The following is a 26,162-nucleotide window of genomic DNA, read 5'->3' as shown; positions in this document are numbered from 1 at the left end:
CGATTAACTACTTAAAAAAATAATGTCTTTCTATTTAGTAATTCAGTTTTAGTAATTCTTCCATGTAATTTCTAGTATTAGAAAGTCTAGGTATTTTGTGTTGCCCTCCAAGTTTATTGTTCTGTTTAAGCCAATCATAAAACAATTTTTCTCTAGCAACATGAATTGTTGGCTTGTTAAGCGTTAAGTTGTTGTAGCGTTTGGCTTCGTAGTCTGAATTTAAAGATTTTAAAGCATTGTCAAACAGTTCATTAAATAGGTTTATGTCTTTGGGTAGTTTGTTAAATTCTATTAGCCATTCGTGTGCTCCTTTTTCTTTGCCTTGCATAAAAACTGGAGCAGCAGTAAAGTCTACAATTTCTGCTTTTGTTTTTTTACAAACCGTTTTTAAAGCATCTTCTGCGTTTTCAATAATTAACTCTTCACCAAATACATTAATATGGTGTTTTGTACGTCCAGAGACTTTTATTCTGTAGGGTTTAGTGGAGGTAAATCTAACGGTATCCCCAATTTTATAGCGCCATAGTCCTGCGTTAGTAGTAATAACAACAGCATAGTTTTTGCCGATTTCAACTTCTGCAAGCGGTATGATTTTTTCATTAATACTTCCATAGGTTTTCATAGGGATAAATTCATAAAAAATCCCATAATCTAGCATTAGAAGGAGTTCACTAGAATTGTTTAAATCTTGAATGGCAAAAAATCCTTCCGAAGCATTATAAATTTCATAATACTTAAAAGTGCTTTTTGGCAAAATATTCTGGTATTGCTCTTGGTAAGGTGTAAAGCTTACTCCACCATGAAAATAAACTTCTAAATTGGGCCAAATTTCATGTAAATTATTTTTACCTGTAGTTTCTAATACATTATTTAATAAAACGAGCATCCAAGAAGGTACACCAGCTAAACTGGTTACATTTTCGTTAATAGTTTCGTCTACAATTGCTTGCATTTTGTGCTCCCAATCGCTCATAAGCGAAACTTTGTTGCTTGGTGTGCTGCTAAATTCAGCCCAAAAAGGCATATTATCTATTAAAATAGCACTTAAATCTCCAAAAACGGTTCCATTTTCTTTATATAGTTCTTTGCTTCCTCCAAGACGTAAACCTTTTCCAGTAAAAAGCTGAGAACCTTCATTGTTATTTAAATACATGCAAAGTAAATCTTTACTAGCTGCATAATGGCAATCCTCTAAAGAGTCTAAACTTACAGGAATAAATTTACTTTTAGCACTTGTGGTTCCGCTAGATTTTGCAAACCATTTAATAGGTGTTGGCCAAAAAATATTATTTTCGCCTTTTCTAGATCGTTCTATGCTAGGCTGTAAATCTTCGTAAGAAGAAAGAGGAACTCGTTCTGCAAATTGTGTATAGTTTTTTATAGATGCAAAATCATATTGTTTGCCTGTCTCTGTGTCTTTTGCAGTTTCAATAAGATCTAATAGTAATTCTGTTTGTACTTCATTTGGGTATTTTAAAAACAATTCGATTTGATGAAATCGTTTTTTTAAAAACCAGGAAGCAATAGAATTGACTATAGGAATTGGCATATTTATATTATCTTTAAAAGTTTAAAAATAAGACTTTTTTTTATGTTCTACCAAGGTGTTTTAACAAAAATGGAAACCGAATTCGCGCAGCCCATTCAATATTATTTAGTGTTTGAAAGTGATTTCTTGAATATGAACCAGTTGCTAGGTAAAATCTTAGACATTAAGTTTGTTAAATACCAATGTTTACACTGTGGTTTAAATAAGGAAATTTACAGACAAGGTTTTTGTAAGAGTTGTTTTTTTGACATTCCGCAAGCAGCAGATTGGATTATACGTCCAGAATTAAGTACAGCGCATCTAGATAAAGAAGATAGAGATTTAGTATACGAAAAGAAAGTACAATTGCAGCCTCATATTGTGTATTTAGCAAATTCTAGTAATGTAAAAGTAGGAGTTACTAGAAAAAGCCAAGTACCAACACGTTGGATAGATCAAGGAGCACATGAAGCTATAGAAATTGTTGAGGTTCCAAATAGATATTTAGCAGGAATTACTGAAGTTGCTTTAAAAGAGCATGTAGCAGATAAAACCAATTGGAGAACCATGTTAAAAAATGATATTGCAGATGAAAACCTAGTAGAATGGCGTGAGCGATTAAAAGTTTTTATTCCAGAAGAAGCACAGCAGTATTTTATTGCAACGAATACAGAAACGAATATTGAGTTCCCTGTATTACAATACCCTTTAAAACCTAAAAGTTTAAATATTAAAAAGGAAAAAAAGTACACCGGGAAATTAGTAGGTGTAAAAGGACAGTACCTGATTTTTGAAGATCAAACCGTTTTTAATGTAAGATCTAATGAAGGTTTGGTTGTCGAAATTAAGGTAGATTAAGGCAAACAAAAAACACGCTTTCAACGAAAGCGTGTTTTTTTATATATTAAAAAAGAAGTAACTACTAAATATCTTCAGCGTCTCTTAAACCTTGAATATAAGATGCTTTTTGTATTTGTCTTCTACGTTTAACAGATGGTTTAGTGAAAAACTGGTTTTCTCTTAAGTTCTGCATTACTTTCACATTTCTGTGTTTACGCTTGTAACGTTTTAAAGCACGTTCTATATTTTCGCCTTCTTTTATTTCTATTCTTAACATAATGATTCTTTAATTGTGGATGCAAAAGTAAATTAATTATTCTTATTTTATAATATTTATTTACTTTTTTTTGTTTCTTTTTTATTCTATGGAGTCTTTTTTAGTCTCTTGTTTCTTTTTTCCTCCCAAAAGTCCGCCTAATAAATCTTTCACTCCTTCTTCAACAGTTGGTTTTTTTGGTGTTGTTTGCGTGTTTGTAGTATCTGTAGTATTGGTGTTCGAATTGTTTCCTCCAATAATATCCGTCAGTACATTTTTTATTGGGTTTGTAGTTTGTGTTTTTGTCGAATCGTTTTTTGGGTTGTTTTCTCCAATAGCATCACCAATTAAATCTTGTAATTGCTGAGAGCCTTGGTTTAAAAGTTTTTGCTTTTGTATTTCAATTAACTGTTTTGTAAGGTTAGTAATACCACTTTTTAAATCTGTTTTTACTGTTGGCGATGTAAATGTTCCACCAATTGTTGCCGTTACTGGGATGGTTATTTTTTCAACAGCAGGATCGTTTATTTTACCAATAAGTTGGTTTATTTCGCTACCTAAGTATTTCGCTGGTACTTGTAAAACGGCATTGTATGCCATGCTTTTGTTGAAGCCATGAGAACCATCTACTGTGATTTTTATGTCTTCATATTTTATATCAAATGGTTTAATGTTTACTTTACCGTCATTAAAATCTAGTTTCGTTTTTAGGTCTTTTAAATCTAGTTTTTCAAAATCTATAAAATTAAAAGCACCATTTAATTTGCTTATTAAAGGGGCGCTTTCTGAAGAGATATCTGTAGTCAATAATTCTGCTAATGCATTACCAGAAACTGAAGATAAATCTGGTGTAAATTCTTCGTTTAAAACACCAGAAAGATTTATGGTAGTATTTAGTTTTCCTTGTAAAATTTTGGCAATTGGTGCTAAACTTTGTAGTAACTCTAAATCTTTAAAGGATTGTGAAATATCAAAATTTGCAATACCTAGATTCATATTAAAAAGAGGTGTTTTGCTTTTGGTGTCTATCAAGCCCGAAATTGCAATGTCACCATCAAAAATATTAGATGTAAGATTTTCTAAAGTTGCTTGTTCCTCTTTAATTTTTAAGTTTCCTTTTACGTTTTTTAGTGTTAAATTATCATATAAAACCGTTTTTGCATCTGCTTGAATCGTGCAATCTAAAAATGCTGGGATTTTAAGAGATTCCTCAGGAGTAGTTTTTTTGTTTTTTGTCGTTGTTTCGGTTTCTGCAACCATAAAATCATTAACGGCAAAAGTGTTAGACTTGACATCAAAATTTCCTTTCAATTTTCCATCACTTAATAAAAAGCCTAATAAATTATTAATCGTTCCTGTAGCGTTTAGGTCACTAGAGCCTGTTTTGGCATCAAAGCTATCTAATGAAACCGTTCCGGGATTAAAGTGAATGTCTGCTTTAGAAATGTGAATCGGGTTTACCATATCTTCACTAGAGAATATAAATTCACTAACACTAACATTACCATTGTTTTTAATTCGTTGGTATGCATTTGTTTCTATGGCATTCCAATCAAAAGAAGTATTTAGCTTTGCTTTTAAAATTCCGCTTAGTTCTTTTTCTAATTCTACAGGATACGCTTTTGTAATATTTGCCAGGTTTAAAACACCATCAATATTAGCGTTAACTAATATGTTTTTAGTAATGTTTTTTAGGGTTGCTGAAGATTGAAATACATCTTCATCTATTTTGAAGTTTAAGGTTTTTAAATCTAAATAGGTGTTGTCTATATTTCCATCGTCATTTTTTAACGATGCATTTATAACAATGTTTTCTACGCTTTTAGGTAAATCAGGATATTTAAAAGATGCGTTATTAGATACTACATTAATATCTAAAGTAGGAATTGTGGTGTCACTGCTTAATCCTTTAATATTACCTTTTACTTTAAAGGTTCCTGTTGTTGCAACGTTTTCAATGTTTTTTGAATATGCTTCTGGAATTATAGCAAGAAAATCTTTAAAATCGGATCCAGTGTTTTCAAAAGAAAGATCGATGTTTTGACCTTCGTCTACCATTTGAAAAAAACCTTGAAATGCTATTGGTAACTGATTTATAATTGCTTTATTTTCTTTAAAAGTGTATTTGCTATTTTCTAAATCTAGACCAATTATAGCATCTAGTTTAATCGTGTTATTGTTTAAGTACTGTGTGCTGTCTAGGCTTAAGCTAACTCTAGCTTCTGTGTTTGTGTCTAATTCAGAAACATCTTCAGAGAAAGTTCCTTTTCCAGAATGGTTTAATTCTGTTATATAAAATGTGGTGTTCGATTTTTCGTCTAGATACGTAAATGCACTATTTTTAATAGCATAATCTTCAATGTCAAAACGGAAACTTTGTTCGTCTTCTGTGACGCTATTGTTTTGGTTCTCATTTTCTTTTACTATATCGTAATTTACATCACCAAATTTGTTCGTTTTTAATGTTAATAAAGCCTCGTTTACGTTAATTGCATTTACTAAAAGTGGCCCTTCGTCTGCTTTTTTTAATAATTCCTTTACAGACATATCGAAAGTAATAGACTTTGCTGTAGCAAAAGTTTCGTCTTTAAAAGGTTCGAAATTGGTAATAACTAAATCGTTTACACTAACATGAGCTTGTGGAAAACTACTAATAAGACTCAGGCTTACATCGCTAAACTCTACTTTAGCATTCATGTTTTCGTTAATAAATTGTTTTACCATATCCTTAATTTGAGATTTAAACATAAAAGGAATGGCAACTAATAGTGCCAAAATAATAAGTAAAGTTATACCAATAATTTTTAAAGCTTTCTTCATAAAAAATACAAATTTATTTGTGTAAGTATTTACGTAATAATACTTGGTTTAGATCTTGTATTGATAGACTTTAGCAAAAGTTTAGCATTTAAAGTAAATTTATCTCTTCGTTGACCTTAAGCTGAAAACGTTTTCTAAAAAGATAAACCCCTAAATATAAAAAGGGAGTATCTACAATAGCAATTAGTACTTTAAAGGCAAAACCAGCAACCAATAATCCAGCAAATTTATCCCATGCTATAATATCAAAAGAACATAGTAATGTTAAGATGGTAAACGTATCTACAAATTGAGAGAAAAAAGTTGAAAAATTATTTCGTAACCATAGGTGTTTTCCTTTGGTTAATTTTTTCCAGAAATGATACACCTGAATATCTACAAGTTGTGCAAATAAGTACGCCATCATGCTCGCAAAAACTGCAATTGCTGTACTTCCAAAAACGGTTGTAAATAATTTGTTGTTGACAGGAGACCAGCTTGTTGCGGGAACTAAATTAGCAACGTAAACAATTAGCATGGAAAAAAATGAAGCGAATATTCCAGCAATTACAATATCGTTAGCTCGCTTCTTTCCATAAATCTCGCTAATTAAATCGGTTATTAAAAAAGTTATTGGATATGGTAAAATACCAACAGAAATTTCAAAAAGAGAAACTCCAAAAATTTTATTAGGAAAAGGGTACCAATAAAAAAACTTCTGAAATATTAAATTAGAAACTACCAAAGAGGTTATAAATAAAGCGCCCAGAAACAGGTAAATACGTTGTGCAGTAAGTTTATCTTTTAATGTCATTGCAAATTGTGAATAAATAGCGAAGATAAATATAAAGCATTAAAAATTGTTTTCCTTATTTTGCTAATTCTATGAGCCAACCAAAAAAAGCATACATTTCCTTAGGGAGTAATAAAGGCGACAAATTTAAAAATTTGCAAAACGCTATAGACTGTATTCATGTACAGGTTGGTAATATTAAAATTATTTCTAAAGTATATAAAACACCTGCTCTTGGTTTTGAAAGTGAAGCATTTTTTAATACCTGTTTGATTTTAGAAACCGAATTAAAACCCAATAAGCTTTTAAAGAAATTACTAGATATTGAAACGCAATTAGGAAGAGTAAGAACAAAAATTAAAGGATATCAAGCCAGAATTATTGATTTAGATATTATTTTTTTTGAAGATGAAATTGTAGAAACAAAATCTTTGCATATTCCACATCCCGAAATGCAAAAACGAAAATTTGTTTTGCAACCATTATATAATATTGCATCGCAAATACAACATCCTGTTTTAAAAAAAGAGATTAGTGTTTTATTAGAAGAATGTGAAGATGAAAGTGTTTTAGAACCCATAAATATTTGGCTTAAAAACCCAAGTAAACAATATGATTTTTCAAATTATAATTTTATAGCTATTGAAGGAAATATAGGAGCAGGAAAAACAAGTTTAACCAATAAAATGGCGCATGATTTTAATGCGAAACTTATTTTAGAACGTTTTGCCGATAATCCATTTTTACCAAAATTTTATAAAGAACCAAAGCGCTATGCGTTTACTTTAGAAATGTCTTTTCTGGCAGATCGTTACCAACAAATTAGTGATGATTTATCGCAATTAGACTTGTTTAAAGATTTTATTGTTAGTGATTACGATGTGTTTAAATCACTAATTTTTTCTAAAATAACCTTGCCAGAAGATGAGTTTAGACTTTATAGAAAACTCTTTTATCAAGTATATAAAGATATAGCAAAACCAGATTTGTACGTATATTTATATCAAAATACAGAAAGACTTCAGGCTAATATTAAAAAAAGAGGTAGAAATTACGAGAAGAATATTGAAAACGACTATTTAGAAAAAATAAATGCTGGTTATTTAGAGTTCTTAAAAGAACAAACCGAATTAAACGTGAAGATTATTGATATTTCAGATAAAGATTTTGTAAAAAATAGAACAGATTATTTATGGTTGTTAGATAAGATTTGTGAATAGTTTTTTAAAATCCCTAAAATATATAGCATTCATGATGCAAAACAGATTTTTACTATTTTACTTTATTCTTTTTTCTTCTATTGCTACAATTGCTCAAAATAAATTTACAGATTCTATAATTACTGCTTTACAAAAAGAGCCCTTATTTTTCGAAAAAGTATTTATTCATACAAATAAGATTAAGTATAATCAGGAAGATACTATTTGGTTTAAAGCTTATGTTTCTTCAAATGAAAATACGCCTTCATTAAAAACCACATTGCTTTATGTTAGTCTGTTTTCGGAAACAGGAGCATTAATAGAAACTCAAAATATATTGATTAATAAAGGTGTTGGTATTGGGCAATTTGAGTTGTTTCATTCTTTAAAAGGTGGAAATTATTATTTGCAAGCACAAACCAATTTTATGAAAAACTTTGGAGAAGCTAATGTGTTTGTTTCTAAGATAAGTATTGGTAATGCTGTAGAGGAAAAAGCTGAAACTAATGAGTTCTTATACGATGTGCAACTCTTTCCAGAAGGTGGTTTTTTGTTAGAAAATGTTGAAAATGTAGTTGCTGTTAAGGTGTTGACTAATGGTCTTGGGAATAATTTTTCTGGTAAAATAGTAGATTCTAATAATAATGAAGTGGCACATTTTAAAAATGTGTATTCAGGAATGGCTAAATCTAAATTTCATTATAAAGAATTAGAAAAATATCAAGCTATTATAGCTACTAATGATTCGGTTTTTCGAGTAGATGTTCCGCTAGCTAAAAAACAAGGTGTAGCAATAACTGTAAGTGATGATAAGGATTTCATAACATTACAATTGCAAACCAATACACAGACGATACAAAATGCAAATGATGATTATTTTATTCTATTTCATCAAAATAATAAGTTGGTCAATTATGCAGATGTTGTTTTAGTAGATACTTCAAAAATTAAACTAAAATTAAACAAAAAAGATTTTTTTAATGGTGTAAATACAGTGACCGTTTTTAAAAATAACACACCGGTTTTAGAAAGGAAATTTTTTGTGTATAAAAGTAATACTAAAAAAGAAGTAAAAATTGAAAAACTACTAGAAGTAAAGGATTCTATTGCATTTAAAATGCTAATAAAAGACACCTCTGGAGTAGCAAATATTAGTGCATCTGTTTTGTCTAATACCGTGGAGCTAGATGAAAATGCAAGTATTGAATCTGCCTTTTTGTTGACTCCTTATCTAAAAGGTTATATAGAAAAGCCTTCTTACTATTTTAATACTAATAATAAAAATAGGTTTAATCATTTAGACTTGCTATTGTTAACACAAGGATGGACGCAGTATTCTTCTACAGAGTATGTGCATAATCTAAATCCAAAATACAAGTATAATTTTGAAATGGGTTTTAAATTATCTGGTTATGTAAAACCATTAGGTTCTAATAATCTTGCCTTAATTAGTGAAGACAATAAGATTATTGACAAGATATTTTTAAACAATAAATTAGATTTTACATTTAAAAATCTATTAATATACAAAGGAGATTCTGTAAAGTTATCTTTTGTAAAGCCAGACAAGGCATTAGCAAAACCAGAAAACATGGTTTTAGATTCTGTTAGTAATTATAAAATGAAGTTTCAACTAAAAAAAAACGCATCTAACTATTCCTTATCCAAGCAGGAAAACTATAGTCATGTAGATTTTTACCAAAGTAATACTACTACATTAGATACCGTAAATGTTTCGGGTAAGGTTAAAAGTAGAGCGTATTTTGAAAAGAAAAAGCTTGTGAATAAGTATAAAAAAATAACTTCCGATATAGGTAAATATATGCCTTTAGAAGTGAGTGATTATTATAAAAATGAATTCTTATTAAGGTATTTAGAGCGAGAAGAAGGTGTTAAGTTAGTTAATTGGAAAGGTTTAGAATGGTATTTGGAGGTTGGTGTAAAAAAGGAAGCACTTTTGTTTATTGATGGTAAAAGAATGGAATCGGAAGATTTAGCAGGTTTGAAATTAGAAATGAAAGATATTGAAAGTGTTATGATGCAGCCATATCCAAAAGAAGGAGGAGCTGTGGCTTATCAAGTGTTTACAAAAGATAACTACAAAAAGGGAATAATAGAATTATACCAGAACTATGTTTTTGAATATGGTTATAATGCTGCCAAAAAGTATTATACACCTATTAATGATTTTAATTTTCAAAATGAAATACAGGAAATAGATTGGAAACCAATATTAGAAACTAATGCTAATGGAGAAGTTGTTTTTAAAGTGAAACAGTATAACTCAGGATATACTTTTTATGTTCAGGGATTTACTAAAGCAGGAGCTCTTATTAGTGAAATTATGGTTGTAGAATAGTGTTTTTCATTTTACTAAAAACATCCCAAACCACAACGCCACAGCTTACAGATATGTTTAAAGAATGTTTGGTTCCAAATTGCGGTATTTCAATAATAACGTCACTTGCACTAACTACATCTTGCGCAACACCTTTGACTTCGTTACCAAAAACTAAAGCGTATTTTGTGGTAGCCTTTGGTGTAAATTTGTTTAGCATTGTTGCATTTTCAGCTTGTTCAATAGCACAGATTTGAACCTGTTCTTCTTGTAGTTTTTTAATAACGTCTAATGTGTTTTCTGCATATTCCCATGCAACAGTGTCTGTACTTCCTAAAGCTGTTTTGTGTATGTCTTTATGTGGTGGTGTAGCAGTAATTCCGCAGAGGTAAATTTTTTCAATTAAAAAGGCATCACTCGTTCTAAATACAGAGCCTATGTTATTTAAACTTCTAATATTGTCTAGAATAATAATAATAGGAGTTTTGGTAGCGGTTTTAAACCCTTCTACACTCAGTCTATCTAGTTCGCTATTTTTTAGTTTACGCATTTAAAATGTCTTTCTTTTGTTTTCATAAAGGCAGTAATTAAAATTCTGTCTCTACTTTTTGTGAACAAATGTAAATAACTAAAGTAGAATTGATTTCAAAAAAAATCAAATTATAAGTACCTTAGCAATCTTATAGTCCTAAGTAATTAATAGGGCAAAAATAACACTTTTACTCTTGGCAAAAAAAACAAAAAAAGTAACCCCTTTAATGAAGCAGTACAATGCTATAAAAGCAAAGTATCCAGATGCTTTATTATTATTCCGAGTTGGAGATTTTTACGAAACCTTTGGTGAAGACGCTATTAAAACAGCTGGTATTTTAGGTATTATATTAACCAAACGAGGTGCAGGTAGCGAAAGCGAAATAGAACTAGCAGGGTTTCCGCATCACTCTTTAAATACCTATTTACCAAAATTAGTAAAAGCAGGAGAACGTGTTGCTATTTGTGATCAATTAGAAGATCCTAAACAAACCAAAAACATTGTGAAGCGTGGTGTTACAGAGTTGGTAACCCCTGGTGTAGCTTTAAATGATGAGGTTTTGATCTCGAAATCTAATAATTTTTTGTGCTCGGTTTATTTCGAAAAAAAGAAAATTGGAATCTCCTTTTTAGATGTGTCTACTGGAGAGTTTTTAACTTCGCAAGGAAATGCCGAATATATAGATAAGCTGCTTCAAAATTTTAGCCCAAGTGAAGTCTTGGTGTCTAAACAAAAGAGAAGCCTTTTTAAGGAAACCTTTGGGGCTGATTTTCATACTTTTTATTTAGAAGATTGGGTGTATCAAACCGATTATGCTAACGAAACCTTAATAAAACACTTTAATACCAAAACTTTAAAAGGATTTGGTATTGCAGATTTAGAGCAAGGTATAATCGCTTCAGGTTCTGTTTTGCATTATTTAGGTGAAACACAACATAACAAATTACAGCACATCACTTCTATTTCTAGAATTGCAGAAGATGACTATGTGTGGATGGATCGCTTTACTATTAGAAACTTAGAGCTGTATAATTCTACCAATAATAATGCAGTCACTCTTTTGCATGTTATTGATAAAACCATTTCTCCTATGGGTGGACGTTTACTAAAACGATGGTTAGCTCTGCCACTAAAAAATGTAGAAAAGATTAAACAACGTCATGAAGTTGTATATTACTTTACTAAAGAAAAAAACACACTTCAGAAAACACAAAACCATATAAAAGGAATTGGGGATATTGAGCGGTTAATATCTAAGGTTGCAACAGGAAAGGTGAATCCTAGAGAGGTTATTCAGCTTAAAAATTCTTTAGAAGCAATATTACCAATAAAAGAGCTGTCTTCTAATTGCGATAATGAATCTCTTAAAATAATAGGCGATAAGTTGCAAAACTGTGATGTGCTTCGAGAGAAGATTAAAACCATGCTAAATGAAGATGCTCCTGTAAATGTTTTAAAAGGAAGTACCATTGCTGAAGGTTTTTCTAAAGAGTTAGATGAACTTAGAGCATTGTCTACTTCAGGAAAAGATTACTTAGATAAGATGCTGCAACGCGAAAGCGAGCGAACAGGAATTACTTCCCTTAAAATAGCATCTAATAATGTTTTCGGTTATTATATTGAAGTACGAAATACACATAAAGACAAAGTTCCTGAAGAATGGATACGTAAACAAACTTTAGTTAATGCAGAGCGTTATATTACCGAAGAACTTAAAGAATACGAAAGTAAAATTCTGGGTGCCGAAGAAAAAATATTAGCCATAGAGCAAAAATTATTTGCAGAATTAGTTGCTTGGATGAACCAATACATTAAACCAGTACAGCAAAATGCATATCTAATTGGGCAATTAGATTGTTTGGCTGGTTTCGCGCAATTAGCAAAAGATAATAAGTATAGCTACCCAATAATTGATGATACGCATGATCTTGAAATAAAAGACGGTCGTCATCCCGTAATAGAAAAACAATTGCCAATTGGAGAGCCATACATTGCAAACGATGTTTTTCTAGATAGAGCAACCCAACAAATAATTATGATTACTGGTCCAAATATGTCTGGTAAGTCTGCAATTTTACGTCAAACTGCTTTAATTGTATTACTAGCACAGATGGGAAGTTTTGTTCCTGCAAAAGCGGCTAGAATAGGTTTAGTAGATAAAATATTTACTAGAGTAGGAGCAAGTGATAATATTTCAATGGGAGAGTCTACTTTTATGGTAGAGATGAATGAAACTGCATCTATTTTGAATAATATTAGTAATAGAAGTCTGGTCTTGTTAGATGAAATAGGAAGAGGAACAAGTACCTATGATGGGATTTCTATTGCTTGGGCAATTAGCGAATATTTACATGAGCATCCAGCAAAACCAAAAACACTTTTTGCAACACATTATCACGAGCTAAATGAAATGACGGAAACATTTACTAGAATAAAAAACTACAACGTCTCTGTAAAAGAATTAAAAGATAACGTATTATTTATTCGAAAGCTAGTTGCAGGAGGAAGTGAGCATAGTTTTGGTATTCATGTCGCTAAAATGGCTGGAATGCCACAGCAGGTCTTACATAGAGCAAATAAAATATTAAAGAAACTAGAAAAATCACATTCTAGTGAAGAACTTACTGATAAAGTAAAATCGATAAAAGATGAAATGCAATTAAGTTTCTTCAATTTAGACGATCCATTATTAGAACAAATAAAAGAAGAGATATTACATATTGATATTGATACACTTACACCTGTAGAAGCGTTAATGAAACTTAACGAAATAAAACGAATGTTGATTAAGAAAAAGCAGGCTTGAAAAAAAAAATAATAATTTTTCGAAAAAGGCTTTGCAATTCATAGATTTATTTTAAATTTGCAACCGCAATAGCAATATTGCACGTTCATACAAAAGACTGCGAAAGTAGCTCAGGGGTAGAGCATCACCTTGCCAAGGTGGGGGTCGCGGGTTCAAATCCCGTCTTTCGCTCTGAGACTTTCTTTATAATATACCAATGCTGAAGTGGTGGAATTGGTAGACACGTTGGACTTAAAATCCAATGTCCATTAGGACGTACGGGTTCAAGTCCCGTCTTCAGTACAGATGAAAAGCCGAAACGAAAGTTTCGGCTTTTTTGTTTTAAAAATATACTTGAAAGCTAGCTTTTCCGCATGTTTTTAAAATAAAAAAGCAATCCAATCTTTTGGATTGGTTTTTCTCATCATGTTGAAACTGGGACTCGACGAAGTCAATTCCCATTTTATAGATTTATGTTTCGCGAGATGCACATAAAGGAACACGTGGTTAATTCCTTTCTTCAATAAAAAAAGCCTTACAGAAATGTAAGGCTTTTTTGGTTTATATTGTTTCTTAATTTTAAAAATAAGCACAAAAAAAAGCCTTCATAATTATGAAGGCTTTTAAATTAAAGTCTGGTATTAGTGACCAGCTTTAGCTTTTAAATCATTTGCTTTATCAGAAACTGCATCTGAAGCTTTTTCCACTGCATTTCCAGCAGCATCTTTTGCGTCTCCAGCAGCTTTTTCAACAGCATCTACAGCGTTTCCAGCAGCATCTTTTGCAGAGTCAGCAGCATTTTCAATTGCATTTCCAGCAGCATCCACAGCATTACCTGCAGCATCCACAGCAGAGTCAGCAGCATTTTCAACAGCGTCTCCAGCTTCTTCAAGAGCATCACCTGTTGCATCAGCAGCATTTTCTAATGCATCACCAGTAGCTTCAGCAGCGTTTTCTACAGCATCACTAGCTGCGTCAGTTTTTTCTTTTACTTCTCTACATGATGTAAACGATACGCTTAATGCTAATAATAAAGCAGCGCTAAATAATAATTTTTTCATTAGTAATAGTTTTAGTGTTAATTTTCAATAATACGAATGTAATAACTTCAAGTTAAAAACGAATAAATTTTGTTAACATTTTTAACATAATTATTAAATAAGCAAATAAATCAGTTTAAATACGTATTAAGTCTATTATTTGGACTACAGCTCCTGTGTTTTTTTTAATATATTTTAAATTTTGAAGACCAGAATATTCTCTTTTGTCTGGATTTTTAATCCATTTATCAAGTATTAATGCCAATTCTTCTTTGTTTTTTACTGTAAACATGCCATTTGCTTCAATCATTTCATGTGCTTCAGGAAATTCTTTGTAGTTTTTTCCAATTATTACTGGTATTCCAAAAACAGCTGGTTCTAGTGTGTTGTGTAATCCAGTGGTTCCCATAGCTCCACCAACATATGCAATGTCTGCATAGTTATATGTTTTAGTTAGTAAACCAATAGTATCCATTATAAAAACAGGATATTTAGAGAGATCCTGACTTTCTTTTTCAGAATACTTTATGCATGGGACTTCAAGTTGTTTGCAAAATTTTTCAATTTGTGTGGCTTTAATATTGTGAGGGGCAATAATAAATTTTAACTTCTTGGAAGCTTTTTTATTGATGTAATCTATTAAAATGTTTTCGTCTTCAGGCCAGGTACTACCAGCAACAACACATAGACTGTCTTGTTTAAATTCATTAATAAAATCTAACGTATTGTTTTGTGCTAATTGGCTATACACACGATCAAAACGTGTGTCTCCAGAAACAGTTACTTCATTGTAATTTATTTTATTTAATAGCGTTTTCGAAGTTTCGTTTTGTACAAAAATATGTTCGAATGCAAGTAATGCATTTCTTTGTGCTTTTCCGTAGTACTTAAAAAAAGAATGGTCAGGTCTAAAAAGAGCAGAAATTAAAATAGCTTTTAAATTTCGCTTTTTAATTTCATTTAAAAAATTAGGCCAAATATCATATTTAACAAACACAGTAAGTTGAGGATTTACTATATCTATAAACTTTTTTGCATTTCCTTTAGTATCTAAAGGAAGATAAACAACTATATCTGCTATTTTGGTGTTCTTCCTAATTTCATATCCCGAAGGAGAAAAAAAACTTAGAACAATTTTATGGTTTGGGTAGCTTTTTCTTATCTCTTTAAAAACAGGTAAGCCTTGTTCGTACTCTCCTAAAGAAGCACAATGAAACCATATACAAGTATCCGTATGCGAGATGTTATTTTTTAAAATAGGAAATGTTTGTTTTCTACCCGAAACTCCTTTCTTTATTTTGGTGTTAAATAAGGCTACTCCTTTTAAAACCAGAGAGGTTAGCTGAATAAGTATGTTGTAAATGATAGCCAATAGTTTTTGTTTGTTGCTAAAATACATTTCTTTTAAATTAAATACATCTCTCGTATTTAATAAATTATTTATTATTCATTGATCTTCATTGCTAAACGATACGGATTTTTGTAAATTCGTATCATATAATGAGCCTGGTTTTATAGCGCCAGTTTCAAAATTTTAGATTGTGAAAAAAATTCAAATGGTCGACCTTAAAGGTCAATATGCTGGCATTAAAGATGTTGTAAACCCAACAATTCAAGAAATAATAGATAATGCTTCTTTTATTAATGGACCAAAAGTTCATGAGTTTCAAAAAAACTTAGAAGAATATTTAGCTGTTAAACATGTAATTCCTTGTGCTAATGGTACAGACGCATTACAAATAGCAATGATGGGTTTAGGTTTAAAACCTGGAGACGAAGTTATTACTGCAGATTTTACATTCGCTGCTACTGTTGAGGTAATCGCATTATTGCAATTAACTCCAGTTTTGGTAGATGTAGATCCAAATGATTTTAATATTAGTGTTGAAGCAATTCAAAAGGCAATAACACCAAAAACAAAAGCAATAGTTCCTGTGCATTTATTCGGGCAATGTGCAAACATGGAAGCTATTATGAAAATTGCCGAAGCGCATAATCTATATGTAATTGAAGATAATGCGCAAGCAATAGGTGCAACATACACGTATAGTAATGGAGACAAGGCAAAAGCTGGTACTATTGGTCACGTAGCTTCTACTTCTTTTTTTCCTTCAAAAAACCTTGGATGTTACGGGGATGGTGGCGCAATATTTACAAACGATGACGATTTAGCACATACCATTAGAGGAATAGTAAATCACGGGATGTACGAACGTTACCACCACGATGTAGTTGGAGTAAATTCTAGACTAGATTCTATACAAGCAGCAGTTTTAAACGCAAAATTACCATATTTAAACACCTATAATAAAGCAAGGCAATCTGCTGCAAGAAAATATAATAATGCTTTTCAAGGAATATCAAATATAATTACACCTCAAGTAGCTAAAACCTGTTCTACCATTTGCGAAGACTGTGATTGTCATGTTTTTCACCAATACACTTTAAGACTAAAAAATGTAGATAGAGATGCTTTGGTGCAGTTTTTAAATAGCCATGAAATACCTTGTGGAGTTTATTATCCAATACCATTGCATAACCAAAAAGCATATCAAGATACTAGATATAACGAAGCAGATTTTCCAGTTACTAATCAACTAGTAAAAGAGGTGATTTCGTTACCTATGCATACCGAATTAGACGATGAGCAAATAGCATTTATTACTAATAAAATAAAAGAATTTATAGCAAATAATTAGGGCGTTACCACAGGGGTCAGGCTGTACGCTTAAATCTTTTTTTGCCATATATGCCAGCAAAAAAAGGATAACGCTTCCATCCTTAACGCACATAACAACCAATGAAAATACTTGTCACAGGAGGTTTAGGTTTTATAGGATCGCACACAGTTGTAGAGCTTCAAAAAGAGGGGTATCAAGTAGTAATTATTGATAATCTTTCTAATTCTTCATTAGATGTCTTAGAAGGGATTGTCTCTATTACAGGAATAAAACCAATTTTTGAACAACTAGATTTAAAAGATAAAACCAAAGTGCAAACGTTTTTTAAAAAGCACCAAGATCTTCAAGGTGTAATACATTTTGCAGCAAGTAAAGCTGTAGGAGAGAGCGTAAATAAACCCTTATTATATTACGAAAACAATATTAATACTTTGGTTTATGTGTTACAAGAACTAGAGAAATTAGAAATAGCTAATTTTATATTTAGTTCTTCCTGTACCGTATATGGTCAAGCAGATACCATGCCAATTTCGGAAGATGCTCCTATACAAAAAGCCCAATCTCCATACGGAAACACCAAACAAATTGGAGAAGAAATAATACAAGACACCTGTAAAATAACACCACAATTACAAGCAATTGCATTGCGATATTTTAATCCAATAGGTGCGCATGAAAGTGTAAAAATTGGAGAACTACCAATTGGCGTACCACAAAATTTAGTGCCATTCATTACTCAAACTGCAGCTGGAATACGAGAACAGCTTTCTGTGTTTGGTAACGATTATCGAACTCCAGACGGAACCTGTATAAGAGATTATATTCATGTGGTAGATATTGCAAAAGCACACGTAATTGCATTACAACGTTTGTTAGACAAAAAAAATGAAACCGATTTTGAGATCTTTAATTTAGGAACAGGAACAGGAAGTTCTGTTTTAGAGGTTATTCAAGCTTTTGAACGTGTTTCTGGCGAAAAACTAAACTATAAAATAGTAGATAGAAGAGCTGGAGATGTAGTTTCTGCTTATGCCGATACTACAAAGGCAAATCAAATTTTAGGCTGGAAAGCAAAATATAATTTAGAGGATGCCATGTTATCTGCTTGGAAATGGCAACAACAATTATAAAATTAAGCTACAGTTTCTTTCTTTTTAAAATTACCTAAAATAAGTAGTCCTAAACCTAGCATTACAGACATATCTGCAACGTTAAAAATTCCAGTTCTAAAAACACCACCAAGATCTATATGAAACATATCTGTTACAGAACCATATAAAAACCTGTCGTAAATATTTGCCATTCCACCTCCTAAAATACAGCAAAAACCTAGTAATGAAAAAGTGTCTAAGTTTTTGTTTTTAAAAATTAAAAATAACACATAAGCCATTACAGCAACTGGAATTATAAGTAGAAATATAGCGCGCATCGTTGGACTTAAATCACTTCCCATTCCTAAAAATGCTCCAGAATTTTCTACATTATGTAAGGTGAAGTAATCTCCAATAATTTCCGATTTACTTCCTTTAACAACAGATGCTCTGGTCCAAAACTTGGAAACCTGATCAATAACAATATTGAAAATAATTAAAAAAGCAATAAATAAAGAGCGTTTCATTATGCTTTAGTTTCTATTTTTGCAGCAGCGGTTTGCGCTTCTCTATTAATTTTCTTTACCAATCCTTGAAGTACTTTTCCTGGTCCAACTTCTGTAAATAAGGTGGCACCATCTGCAATCATTTGTTGTACCGATTGTGTCCAACGAACAGGAGCAGTAAGTTGCGAAATTAAATTCTTTTTTATTTCAGCTTCTTTAATAACTGCGTTAGCAGTAACATTTTGATAAATTGGGCAGTTTGGTTTGCTAAAGTTTGTGTTTTCAATTGCAGCAGCTAATTCTTCTCTAGCAGGCTCCATCATTGGCGAGTGAAAAGCACCACCAACAGGAAGTACTAAAGCGCGTCTTGCTCCAGCTTCTTTCATTGCTTCGCAGGCACGATTAATAGCGTCAATTTCTCCTGAGATCACTAGTTGACCAGGACAGTTATAGTTGGCAGCAACTACAATCCCTTCGGTTTTAGCACAGATGTCTTCTACCACTTTGTCTTCTAAACCTAAAACAGCAGCCATGGTACTTGGTTGTATTTCGCAAGCTTTTTGCATTGCTTTTGCACGTTGTGATACTAGACGTAAGCCGTCTTTAAAAGTTAAAGCGCCATTTGCTACTAAGGCAGAAAATTCACCTAAAGAATGTCCAGCAACCATATCTGGTTTAAAACTTTCTCCTAGAGTTTTTGCTAAAATCACAGAGTGTAAAAATATTGCAGGTTGCGTTACTTTAGTTTCTTTTAAAGCTTCAGCAGTACCTTCAAACATAATGTCTGTAATGTTGAATCCTAATATTTCATTAGCGTCTTCAAATAAATGTTGTGCTTCTGGAGCGTTTTCGTATAAGTCTAAACCCATTCCTGAAAATTGAGCTCCTTGACCTGGAAATATATATGCGTTCATTCGTTTTAATTTTGAGTTGCAAAAATAAGATTTTTTTTTAGATGCTAGTTAGCTTCCAAAGTATTCCTTGTAATTAAGATCTATTAACTTATAAACCACTAATTGCAGCTTCTGCACAGCGTTCGCCATCCATGGCTGCAGAAATAATTCCACCAGCATAACCACCTCCTTCACCACAAGGAAAAAGTCCAGTAATTTCTGGATGTTCTAAATTTTCTTTTCTTGGAATATTTACAGGAGACGATGTTCTAGATTCCACTCCAATAATATTCGCTTCGGCGGTATAGAATCCATTCATTTTAGTGCCAAAAGCTTTAAAACCTTGACGTAATCTACTTCCTATTAGCTTTGGAAATAAAGAATGTAATGGCGCTGCATTTAATCCTGGTTGATAAGAAGTAGGATTTAAACTTTCGGATAGATTCCCTTCCACAAAATCGGTTAAACGTTGTGCAGGAGCAGTTTGACTTCTTCCTCCAGCATAAAAGGCGAGTTTTTCAAAATCCTTTTGATATTCTAACCCTTTTAGGACGCCAAATTTCTCGTATTTAGGTAAATCTTTATCCACATTAATTTCTACAACAATACCAGAGTTTGCAAAGGCATTATTTCTTTTAGATGGTGACATGCCGTTAACTACAACTTCACCATTTGCAGTTGCTGCAGGAACAATAAATCCCCCAGGACACATGCAGAAAGAATACACGCCTCTGTCGTTAACCTGATGTACTAAACTGTAAGCTGCAGCAGGAAGTAGTTCGCTACGGTTGCCATCGCAATGGTACTGAATGCTATCTATAATATGTTGTGGATGTTCTACACGAACTCCCATTGCAAAAGATTTTGCTTGTAAAGCGATTTCTTTTTTATGTAGTAAATAGTAGATGTCACGAGCAGAATGACCAGTTGCCAAAATCACTCGATTTGCAGTTAATTCTTTACCGTTTTGTAATTGTAAAGCTTGAACGGCATTGTTTTTTATAATAAAATCAGTGACACGAGTTTCAAAATGAATTTCACCTCCATATTTTAATATAGTTTCTCTTATGTTTGAAACTACTTTTGGTAATTTATTGGTTCCAATATGCGGATGCGCATCTACCAAAATTTGGTCTGTTGCACCATGAAATACAAGATTTTCGAAAATACGACGCACATCACCACGTTTTAAACTTCGTGTGTATAGTTTTCCGTCGCTATAGGTTCCTGCACCACCTTCACCAAAACAATAATTAGAATCTTCGTTTACAAAATGATCTTGGTTAATGGCTTTTAAATCTCTCCGTCTGTCTTGTACATTCTTACCACGTTCTAAAACAATAGGTTTAAAACCAAGTTCTATACAACGCAAAGCAGCATACATTCCTGCAGGACCAAAACCAATAATATGAATAGGTTTGGCTTTTGAAATATCTTTATAGTCAAAAATGTATTCTGAAGTTTCAGGTACAGGTTCATTAATAAAAACAGAAACTTTATAATTAAAGATTATTTTAGGTTTACGTGCATCAATAGATTTACGCAATACTTTAATACCGGAAATATCTTCACGAGATATACTTAACTTTTTAGAAGCTTTTATTAAAAGAATATTTGGTATTTCTTCTTCTTTAAGAGAAACTCGTAATTGCAGGTCTTTAATCATATGGCGAATTTATGAAAAATTGTGATAGGTAATTATAGATTTTTAGGATTTACAGAGTATTAGGAAACAATTATTTAACCAAGTTAATCTTTAGTTAACTCATACATAATGTTAAGCTTTAATTATGGTAATACTACTGCGTTAGTTTTACTTTTTAATCCAAAATAAATATTATGTATAAAAGAATTACACTCTTAAGTGCTTTCCTATTTACTTGTTTTATAGGGTATTCGCAAGTCTCACTACAGATTACAGAAATCTGGCCAGGAAATGGTGAAGGAGACAATTTAACCTCAGACTGGTTTGAAATTACAAATATGGGAGACGTCGCTTGGACTCCTGCTATGGGAGATTTATTTTTTGATGACGACTCTCAAGATTATACAACAGCCGATTTAATAAGTGGTATTACTAGTATTCAACCAGGAGAATCTGTAATAGCAATAGACGATACAGATACTGCAGAATTTATAGCTTTATGGAGTAGTGTTTACAACCTAGTAGGAATACAAATTGGAACTTATAATGGCTCTGGTCTTGGAGGTGGAGGAGATACTGTTACTTTATTTATGAGTATTGGTGCTCCTGTAGATGCTAATGCAATTATTGATTTTGAAGCTTATCCAGATACCGAACTTACTCCAGGACAATCTTATGATGTTACCAAAGGAGGCTTCAGCATTATTGGAGAGTTACCATATCAACCTGTTGCTACTGCTGTAAATAATATGAATGAATCCGCAATTGGTTCACCGGGAAATTTAGGGCCAGCATTGCCTAATCTACAAATTACAGAAATTTGGCCAGGAAATGGAGAAGGTGATAATCTTACTTCCGATTGGTTTGAAATTACAAATGAAGGTCCAGGAGTTTGGACACCAACATTTGGTGATTTATATTTTGATGATGATTCTCAAGATTATACAACAGCCGATTTAATAAGTGGCATTACTAGTATTCAACCGGGAGAGTCTGTAATAGCAATAGACGATACCAATACTGCAGAATTTATAGCAATATGGAGTAGTGTTTACAACCTAACAGGAGTACAAATTGGAACTTATGATGGTTCTGGACTTGGAGGTGGAGGAGACGCGGTTACTTTATTTATGAGTGTTGGCGCTCCTCTAGATGCTAGTGCAATCGTCGATTTTGAAGCATATCCAGATACTGAACTTGCTCCAGGAAAATCTTATGATGTTGTAAAAGGAGATTTTAGTGCTATTGATGAGTTACCATATCAACCTGTTGCTACTGCTAATAATAATATGAATGAACCTGCAATTGGTTCTCCTGGTAATTTAGGAGCTTTAGCGGCATCTACATTAAGTATTGTTGTTGATACGGTTAATTTAACCTCTTTTTTAAACTTACCAGAAACCAATGCTGGTTTTGTAAGTGGCGTTATAAACGATCCTACAGATCCAGCAAGTACTATTGGTATTCCTTTTCATATTATGAATGCAGAAACACCTGTAGCAGATTTAGTGGTTACTGCTACTAGTAGTGATGAAACTATCGTTTCTAATGCAAATCTTGTGTTTACAGGAATTAATGAAGCACGTTTATTAACCATTACTCCTTCTGCTTTAGGTTTTACAACTATAATTGTAACGGTTGAAGATACAGATTCCAATACTGCAACGTATACTATTAATTATGCAGCTTCTGAAGCTTCAGTGACACCAAATACAACTCGTTTTCATACCGGAGCTGCAGATGGTTCTACAGGAATAGCAATAAGCACAGAATATGGTTGGATTGGAGATGACGAAGATCAAACTTTACGTTTATATAACGGGAATCAATCTGGATTGCCAATAACGACAATAGATTTTAATGCTGCTTTAGGAACTACTGCAGAAGCAGATTTAGAAGGTTCTTTTTTACTAGAAAATACAATTTACTGGATTGGCTCTACTGCAGAGGAAGATAGATCGGTTATTTTTACTACTAAGGTTTCTGGAACAGGAGAAGCATCAACACTAAGTTATTTAAATAAATATACTAGCTTAAGAGATGATTTGTTGGCTTGGGATGAAAATAATATGCATGGTTTAGGTACAAATCACTTTCAATTAAGTACTATTTTAGAAATAGAAGCTTTAGCACTTGCGCCAAATAGTACAACAACAGCTTATTTGGGTTTAAGAAGTTCAACATTAGAGAATAAAGCTATTGTAATTCCTGTAACTAATTTTACAGACTTACCAGGAATGCCAGCTGGTTCTGCTACTTTTGGAACTCCTATACTTTTAGATTTAAATGGAAGAAGTTTAAGAAGTATGGAGTGCAATGAAAATGGATGTGTATTAATAGGAGGACCTTTTGGAAACAAAACGGACTTTAAACTATATACTTGGTCTGGAAATGCTGTAGATCAAGCAGAATTACGTGCTGCAGATTTAACTGCATTACAAGCTAATGGTTCTTTTGAAGGGTTGGTAGCTTTGCCTGTTTCTACTTTCTTAGGAAGTGATGGAGATTCCGACACCGTAAAATTACTAGTAGATTTAGGGGCTACTGTTATTTATAATGATGGAAATGAAAATAAGTCGCTTCGTAGCGAATGGAAAAAATTTAGAAGCGATATAGTTACTTTAGGTCCCGTTGTGCAACCTGTTATTAAAACTCCAGTCATTAATGAGTTTGTTGCAGATCATACTTCTGGAGATACTGCCGAGTTTGTAGAGATTTATGGAGATCCTTTTACCGATTATTCCGCATATACTATTGTTGAAATAGAAGGAGATGGTAGTGCTTCTGGTGTAATTGATGATGGTACTTTTGCTGTAGGAACTACAGATGAAAATGGATTCTGGACAACTCCTTTTCTATCGAATACTATAGAAAATGGAAGTATAACTTTATTGCTAGTAGAAGGCTTTTTGGGTAGTATAGGTGATGATATTGATACCAATAATGATGGTGTTATTGATGTAACTTATTGGAATAGTATTGTAGATGGTATTGCGAGTTCTGATGGAGGTGCTTCTGATTTTGTTTATGCATTAGATCTAGCTCCAGGTTTTGATGGTAATGCAGCTCAAGTAGGAGGAGCGTCTCGTATTCCTAATGGTGTAGATACAGATACCACTGCAGATTGGATGCGTAATGATTTTGAAGGAGAAGGATTAGATGGTTTTACAGGAACTCCTATAGAAGGAGAAGCACTTAATACACCTAATGCTATTAATACACCAGTTGGACCCATATTAAATATTACCGAAATCTGGCCAGGAAATGGTGCAGGAGATAATCTTACTGCAGATTGGTTTGAAATAACAAACAATGGGCCAATAGCTTGGACTCCAAGTTTAGGTGGACTTTATTTTGATGATGACTCTCAAGATCCAGCTTCTGCAGTGTTAATAAGTGGTATCACTTCTATTGCACCAGGAGAATCTGTTGTTGCTGTTGATGCAGCAGATACCGCAAATTTTGTCGCTATCTGGGAAGGCGTTTATAATATTTCTGGAGTACAAATAGGAACTTACGCAGGAGCAGGTTTATCAAGTGGTGGAGATGCTGTGACTTTATGGATTGGTGAGCCAACAACCATTGGTAATATTGTCGATTTTGAAAGTTTTCCAGATACTGGATCTTTTCCTGGACAATCTTATGATGTAGAAAAAGACGGATTTAGTATAATCAACGAAGTACCTTATGCACCAGTAGCTACAGTAGGAAATGATATGGGCGAATCTGCAATAGGATCACCAGGAAACCAAGGTCCAACACTAAGTACTGTTGATGTTATTGGAAATTCAAATATCATTAAAGTATTTCCAGTTCCTTTTGATAGTGAATTATATGTAAAACTAGATTTACAAACTCCTGTAACTTCAAAAGTGCAAATTGTAAATGTTTTAGGTGCTGTTGTATATAGTGAAACATTGCAATTAAATACTGGCAATACTTCCATTGATTCTTTAGCTCATTTAGCTTCAGGGATGTATGTTTTACGTATTTCTGAATTAGGACTTACAATGAAAATTGTAAAGAAATAACAGTTTTTACTTTATAAAAAAGCCAGTTAGTATGTTACTAACTGGCTTTTTTTATCCATTTTATTGTACTTAATGCGATTATACTAAAGCGCCATTAGCACCAATGACTTGACCCGAAATCCATTTTGAATCGTCGCTTGCTAGAAATAAAGCAACTTTTGCAATGTCTAAAGGTTTTGCAAGACGATTAAAAGCATTCATACTACTAAGTTTATCAATGAATTCTTGCGATTTTCCTTTTAAAAATAACTCGGTTTCTGTTGCTCCAGGAGCCAATGCATTAACCGAAATACCTCTTCCAATTTCTTTAGAAAATACGCGTGTCATTTGTTCAACTGCAGCTTTAGATGCCGAATATAATGCATAGGTGGGAAACATTAATTTTACTGTGCTAGACGATATATTGATAATGTTTCCGTTGTCTGCTAATTTAGTACTAGCTTCCTGTAACGTATTAAATATACCTTTTACATTCACATTAAATTGTTTATTAAAATCCGCTTCCGTATTATCTTTTAATGCCTTCGAAATCATAACACCAGCATTATTAATTAGCACATCTACTTTGCCAAATGCTGCTATTGCTTTGTCAAATAATACCGTTACTTCTTCTTTTTTGCTTACATCTGCTTGTACAGAAATAGCCTTTCCTCCTTGTTCTAAAATAGTGTTTACCGTTGCGTTTGCTTCTGTTTCACTATTGGAATGGTTTACTATTACTTTAGCACCATTTTTAGCTAAAAGTATTGCAATTTCTTTTCCAATTCCTTTAGAGGAACCTGTTACTAATACTACTTTACTTTCTAGTTTCATGTGTTTATGGTTTAAGCGTTATTTAATTTTTTTAATCGAAAAATAGCAATGACTATCAAAATAATAGCAATGCTTACTAGCATCATTTTTGGTTCTGGTCTTGCAAAAAATTCTAAGAATAAAGCTGTAAACATCGTTATAAATAAAAATCCGAAAGCAATCTTGCCTATCGTTTTATTTTTATTAAAAGCAAAAAGGATAAATAAGGTTGCTAAAGCAAACTCTGCAATTCCTGTGAAGATTCTAAAACCATCCGAAGGAATTCCAAAAGCATCTTCAAATTGATTAAAACCAGCTACGCTTTGTGGTTTTCCTAGTAGTTTAGGGACAGCAAAGAATAACATTACAGCACTAACTAGAATATTTATGATTTGATTTGTTAAATATTTCAT

The 26,162-nt window shown here is 32.3% G+C and carries 19 protein-coding genes and 2 tRNA genes; 9 read left to right on the top strand and 12 right to left on the bottom strand.

All coding sequences use genetic code 11. The features are described from left to right. Positions 1-34: 34 nt before the first annotated feature. The gene (locus Q4512_RS05220) at positions 35-1,549 is read right to left on the bottom strand and encodes a GH3 auxin-responsive promoter family protein (RefSeq protein WP_303422407.1); all 1,515 of its coding nucleotides are present in this window, start codon (positions 1,547-1,549) and stop codon (positions 35-37) included. A 42-nt stretch (positions 1,550-1,591) separates the two neighbouring features. On the opposite strand from Q4512_RS05220, the gene Q4512_RS05215 reads away from it, so the two are divergent. Beyond that, complete coding sequence (locus Q4512_RS05215; RefSeq protein ID WP_303422404.1) at positions 1,592-2,386, top strand: DUF2797 domain-containing protein; 795 nt, start codon at positions 1,592-1,594, stop codon at positions 2,384-2,386. Positions 2,387-2,450: 64 nt separating this feature from the next. Here Q4512_RS05215 and rpsU read toward each other — a convergent pair whose 3' ends face one another. From rpsU to Q4512_RS05200, 3 genes are all read right to left on the bottom strand, one after another. After that, a complete protein-coding gene (gene rpsU, locus Q4512_RS05210) occupies positions 2,451-2,645 on the bottom strand; it encodes a 30S ribosomal protein S21 (RefSeq protein WP_183484356.1) in 195 nt (64 codons plus the stop codon). 81 nt (positions 2,646-2,726) lie between these two features. Beyond that, positions 2,727-5,444, bottom strand: a complete 2,718-nt coding sequence (locus Q4512_RS05205; protein ID WP_303422397.1) for an AsmA-like C-terminal region-containing protein — start codon at positions 5,442-5,444, stop codon at positions 2,727-2,729. An 88-nt stretch (positions 5,445-5,532) separates the two neighbouring features. Further along, complete coding sequence (locus Q4512_RS05200) at positions 5,533-6,237, bottom strand: queuosine precursor transporter (protein WP_303422393.1); 705 nt, start codon at positions 6,235-6,237, stop codon at positions 5,533-5,535. Positions 6,238-6,308: 71 nt separating this feature from the next. Between Q4512_RS05200 and folK the strand changes: the two genes are divergently transcribed. Both folK and Q4512_RS05190 read left to right on the top strand, forming a co-directional pair. Next, positions 6,309-7,436 (top strand): 2-amino-4-hydroxy-6-hydroxymethyldihydropteridine diphosphokinase, encoded by a 1,128-nt coding sequence (gene folK / locus Q4512_RS05195; RefSeq protein ID WP_303422390.1) that lies wholly within the window; start codon positions 6,309-6,311, stop codon positions 7,434-7,436. Between the two features lie 31 nt (positions 7,437-7,467). Then, positions 7,468-9,774, top strand: a complete 2,307-nt coding sequence (locus Q4512_RS05190; RefSeq protein WP_303422388.1) for a hypothetical protein — start codon at positions 7,468-7,470, stop codon at positions 9,772-9,774. Here the strand turns inward: Q4512_RS05190 and Q4512_RS05185 are convergent. Continuing rightward, complete coding sequence (locus Q4512_RS05185) at positions 9,758-10,303, bottom strand: RNA methyltransferase (protein ID WP_303422386.1); 546 nt, start codon at positions 10,301-10,303, stop codon at positions 9,758-9,760. The two genes, Q4512_RS05190 and Q4512_RS05185, sit on opposite strands and share 17 nt — an antisense overlap. A gap of 175 nt (positions 10,304-10,478) precedes the next feature. Between Q4512_RS05185 and mutS the strand changes: the two genes are divergently transcribed. The 3 genes from mutS to Q4512_RS05170 all read left to right on the top strand — a co-directional run bounded on the left by mutS (position 10,479) and on the right by Q4512_RS05170 (position 13,373). Further along, positions 10,479-13,091, top strand: coding sequence for a DNA mismatch repair protein MutS (gene mutS, locus Q4512_RS05180; protein WP_303422384.1), 2,613 nt, complete (start codon positions 10,479-10,481; stop codon positions 13,089-13,091). 99 nt (positions 13,092-13,190) lie between these two features. Continuing rightward, positions 13,191-13,262 (top strand) — tRNA-Gly (locus tag Q4512_RS05175). Positions 13,263-13,289: 27 nt separating this feature from the next. Beyond that, positions 13,290-13,373, top strand: a tRNA-Leu gene (locus tag Q4512_RS05170). Between the two features lie 338 nt (positions 13,374-13,711). On the opposite strand, the gene Q4512_RS05165 is transcribed toward Q4512_RS05170, so the two are convergent. Together Q4512_RS05165 and Q4512_RS05160 are read right to left on the bottom strand one after the other, a co-directional pair. Beyond that, positions 13,712-14,131, bottom strand: coding sequence for a hypothetical protein (locus Q4512_RS05165; protein WP_303422381.1), 420 nt, complete (start codon positions 14,129-14,131; stop codon positions 13,712-13,714). A gap of 115 nt (positions 14,132-14,246) precedes the next feature. Further along, positions 14,247-15,482, bottom strand: coding sequence for a 3-deoxy-D-manno-octulosonic acid transferase (locus Q4512_RS05160; protein ID WP_303422379.1), 1,236 nt, complete (start codon positions 15,480-15,482; stop codon positions 14,247-14,249). A gap of 169 nt (positions 15,483-15,651) precedes the next feature. On the opposite strand from Q4512_RS05160, the gene Q4512_RS05155 reads away from it, so the two are divergent. Then, positions 15,652-16,809 (top strand): DegT/DnrJ/EryC1/StrS aminotransferase family protein, encoded by a 1,158-nt coding sequence (locus Q4512_RS05155; RefSeq protein WP_303422376.1) that lies wholly within the window; start codon positions 15,652-15,654, stop codon positions 16,807-16,809. Between the two features lie 101 nt (positions 16,810-16,910). Continuing rightward, positions 16,911-17,921, top strand: a complete 1,011-nt coding sequence (gene galE, locus Q4512_RS05150) for a UDP-glucose 4-epimerase GalE (RefSeq protein WP_303422374.1) — start codon at positions 16,911-16,913, stop codon at positions 17,919-17,921. A 2-nt stretch (positions 17,922-17,923) separates the two neighbouring features. On the opposite strand, the gene lspA is transcribed toward galE, so the two are convergent. The 3 genes from lspA to Q4512_RS05135 form a co-directional block, all read right to left on the bottom strand. Continuing rightward, the gene (gene lspA, locus Q4512_RS05145) at positions 17,924-18,409 is read right to left on the bottom strand and encodes a signal peptidase II (RefSeq protein WP_303422371.1); all 486 of its coding nucleotides are present in this window, start codon (positions 18,407-18,409) and stop codon (positions 17,924-17,926) included. Beyond that, positions 18,409-19,302, bottom strand: a complete 894-nt coding sequence (fabD, locus tag Q4512_RS05140; RefSeq protein ID WP_303422369.1) for an ACP S-malonyltransferase — start codon at positions 19,300-19,302, stop codon at positions 18,409-18,411. The genes lspA and fabD overlap by 1 nt, the downstream gene beginning before the upstream one ends. Positions 19,303-19,390: 88 nt before the next feature. After that, positions 19,391-20,947 (bottom strand): NAD(P)/FAD-dependent oxidoreductase, encoded by a 1,557-nt coding sequence (locus Q4512_RS05135; protein WP_303422366.1) that lies wholly within the window; start codon positions 20,945-20,947, stop codon positions 19,391-19,393. 173 nt (positions 20,948-21,120) lie between these two features. On the opposite strand from Q4512_RS05135, the gene Q4512_RS05130 reads away from it, so the two are divergent. Beyond that, positions 21,121-24,957, top strand: coding sequence for a T9SS type A sorting domain-containing protein (locus Q4512_RS05130; protein WP_303422363.1), 3,837 nt, complete (start codon positions 21,121-21,123; stop codon positions 24,955-24,957). A gap of 78 nt (positions 24,958-25,035) precedes the next feature. Here Q4512_RS05130 and Q4512_RS05125 read toward each other — a convergent pair whose 3' ends face one another. Continuing rightward, positions 25,036-25,770, bottom strand: a complete 735-nt coding sequence (locus Q4512_RS05125) for an SDR family oxidoreductase (RefSeq protein ID WP_303422361.1) — start codon at positions 25,768-25,770, stop codon at positions 25,036-25,038. 11 nt (positions 25,771-25,781) lie between these two features. Continuing rightward, positions 25,782-26,162, bottom strand: a complete 381-nt coding sequence (locus tag Q4512_RS05120) for a DoxX family protein (RefSeq protein ID WP_303422358.1) — start codon at positions 26,160-26,162, stop codon at positions 25,782-25,784.

This window comes from Oceanihabitans sp. 2_MG-2023, assembly GCF_030547245.1.
Taxonomy (GTDB): Bacteria; Bacteroidota; Bacteroidia; order Flavobacteriales; family Flavobacteriaceae; genus Oceanihabitans.
This window is presented reverse-complemented; position numbering and strand designations above follow the sequence as displayed.

Coding starts and splice junctions, on each gene's coding strand:
- Q4512_RS05220 (WP_303422407.1), bottom strand. CDS start 1,549: ATGCCAATTCCTATAGTCAATTCTATTGCTTCCTGGTTTTTAAAAAAA.
- folK (WP_303422390.1), top strand. CDS start 6,309: ATGAGCCAACCAAAAAAAGCATACATTTCCTTAGGGAGTAATAAAGGC.
- Q4512_RS05190 (WP_303422388.1), top strand. CDS start 7,468: ATGATGCAAAACAGATTTTTACTATTTTACTTTATTCTTTTTTCTTCT.
- Q4512_RS05215 (WP_303422404.1), top strand. CDS start 1,592: ATGTTCTACCAAGGTGTTTTAACAAAAATGGAAACCGAATTCGCGCAG.
- Q4512_RS05135 (WP_303422366.1), bottom strand. CDS start 20,947: ATGATTAAAGACCTGCAATTACGAGTTTCTCTTAAAGAAGAAGAAATA.
- Q4512_RS05205 (WP_303422397.1), bottom strand. CDS start 5,444: ATGAAGAAAGCTTTAAAAATTATTGGTATAACTTTACTTATTATTTTG.
- fabD (WP_303422369.1), bottom strand. CDS start 19,302: ATGAACGCATATATATTTCCAGGTCAAGGAGCTCAATTTTCAGGAATG.
- Q4512_RS05200 (WP_303422393.1), bottom strand. CDS start 6,237: ATGACATTAAAAGATAAACTTACTGCACAACGTATTTACCTGTTTCTG.
- galE (WP_303422374.1), top strand. CDS start 16,911: ATGAAAATACTTGTCACAGGAGGTTTAGGTTTTATAGGATCGCACACA.
- Q4512_RS05120 (WP_303422358.1), bottom strand. CDS start 26,162: ATGAAATATTTAACAAATCAAATCATAAATATTCTAGTTAGTGCTGTA.
- rpsU (WP_183484356.1), bottom strand. CDS start 2,645: ATGTTAAGAATAGAAATAAAAGAAGGCGAAAATATAGAACGTGCTTTA.
- Q4512_RS05185 (WP_303422386.1), bottom strand. CDS start 10,303: ATGCGTAAACTAAAAAATAGCGAACTAGATAGACTGAGTGTAGAAGGG.
- Q4512_RS05165 (WP_303422381.1), bottom strand. CDS start 14,131: ATGAAAAAATTATTATTTAGCGCTGCTTTATTATTAGCATTAAGCGTA.
- Q4512_RS05125 (WP_303422361.1), bottom strand. CDS start 25,770: ATGAAACTAGAAAGTAAAGTAGTATTAGTAACAGGTTCCTCTAAAGGA.
- lspA (WP_303422371.1), bottom strand. CDS start 18,409: ATGAAACGCTCTTTATTTATTGCTTTTTTAATTATTTTCAATATTGTT.
- Q4512_RS05130 (WP_303422363.1), top strand. CDS start 21,121: ATGTATAAAAGAATTACACTCTTAAGTGCTTTCCTATTTACTTGTTTT.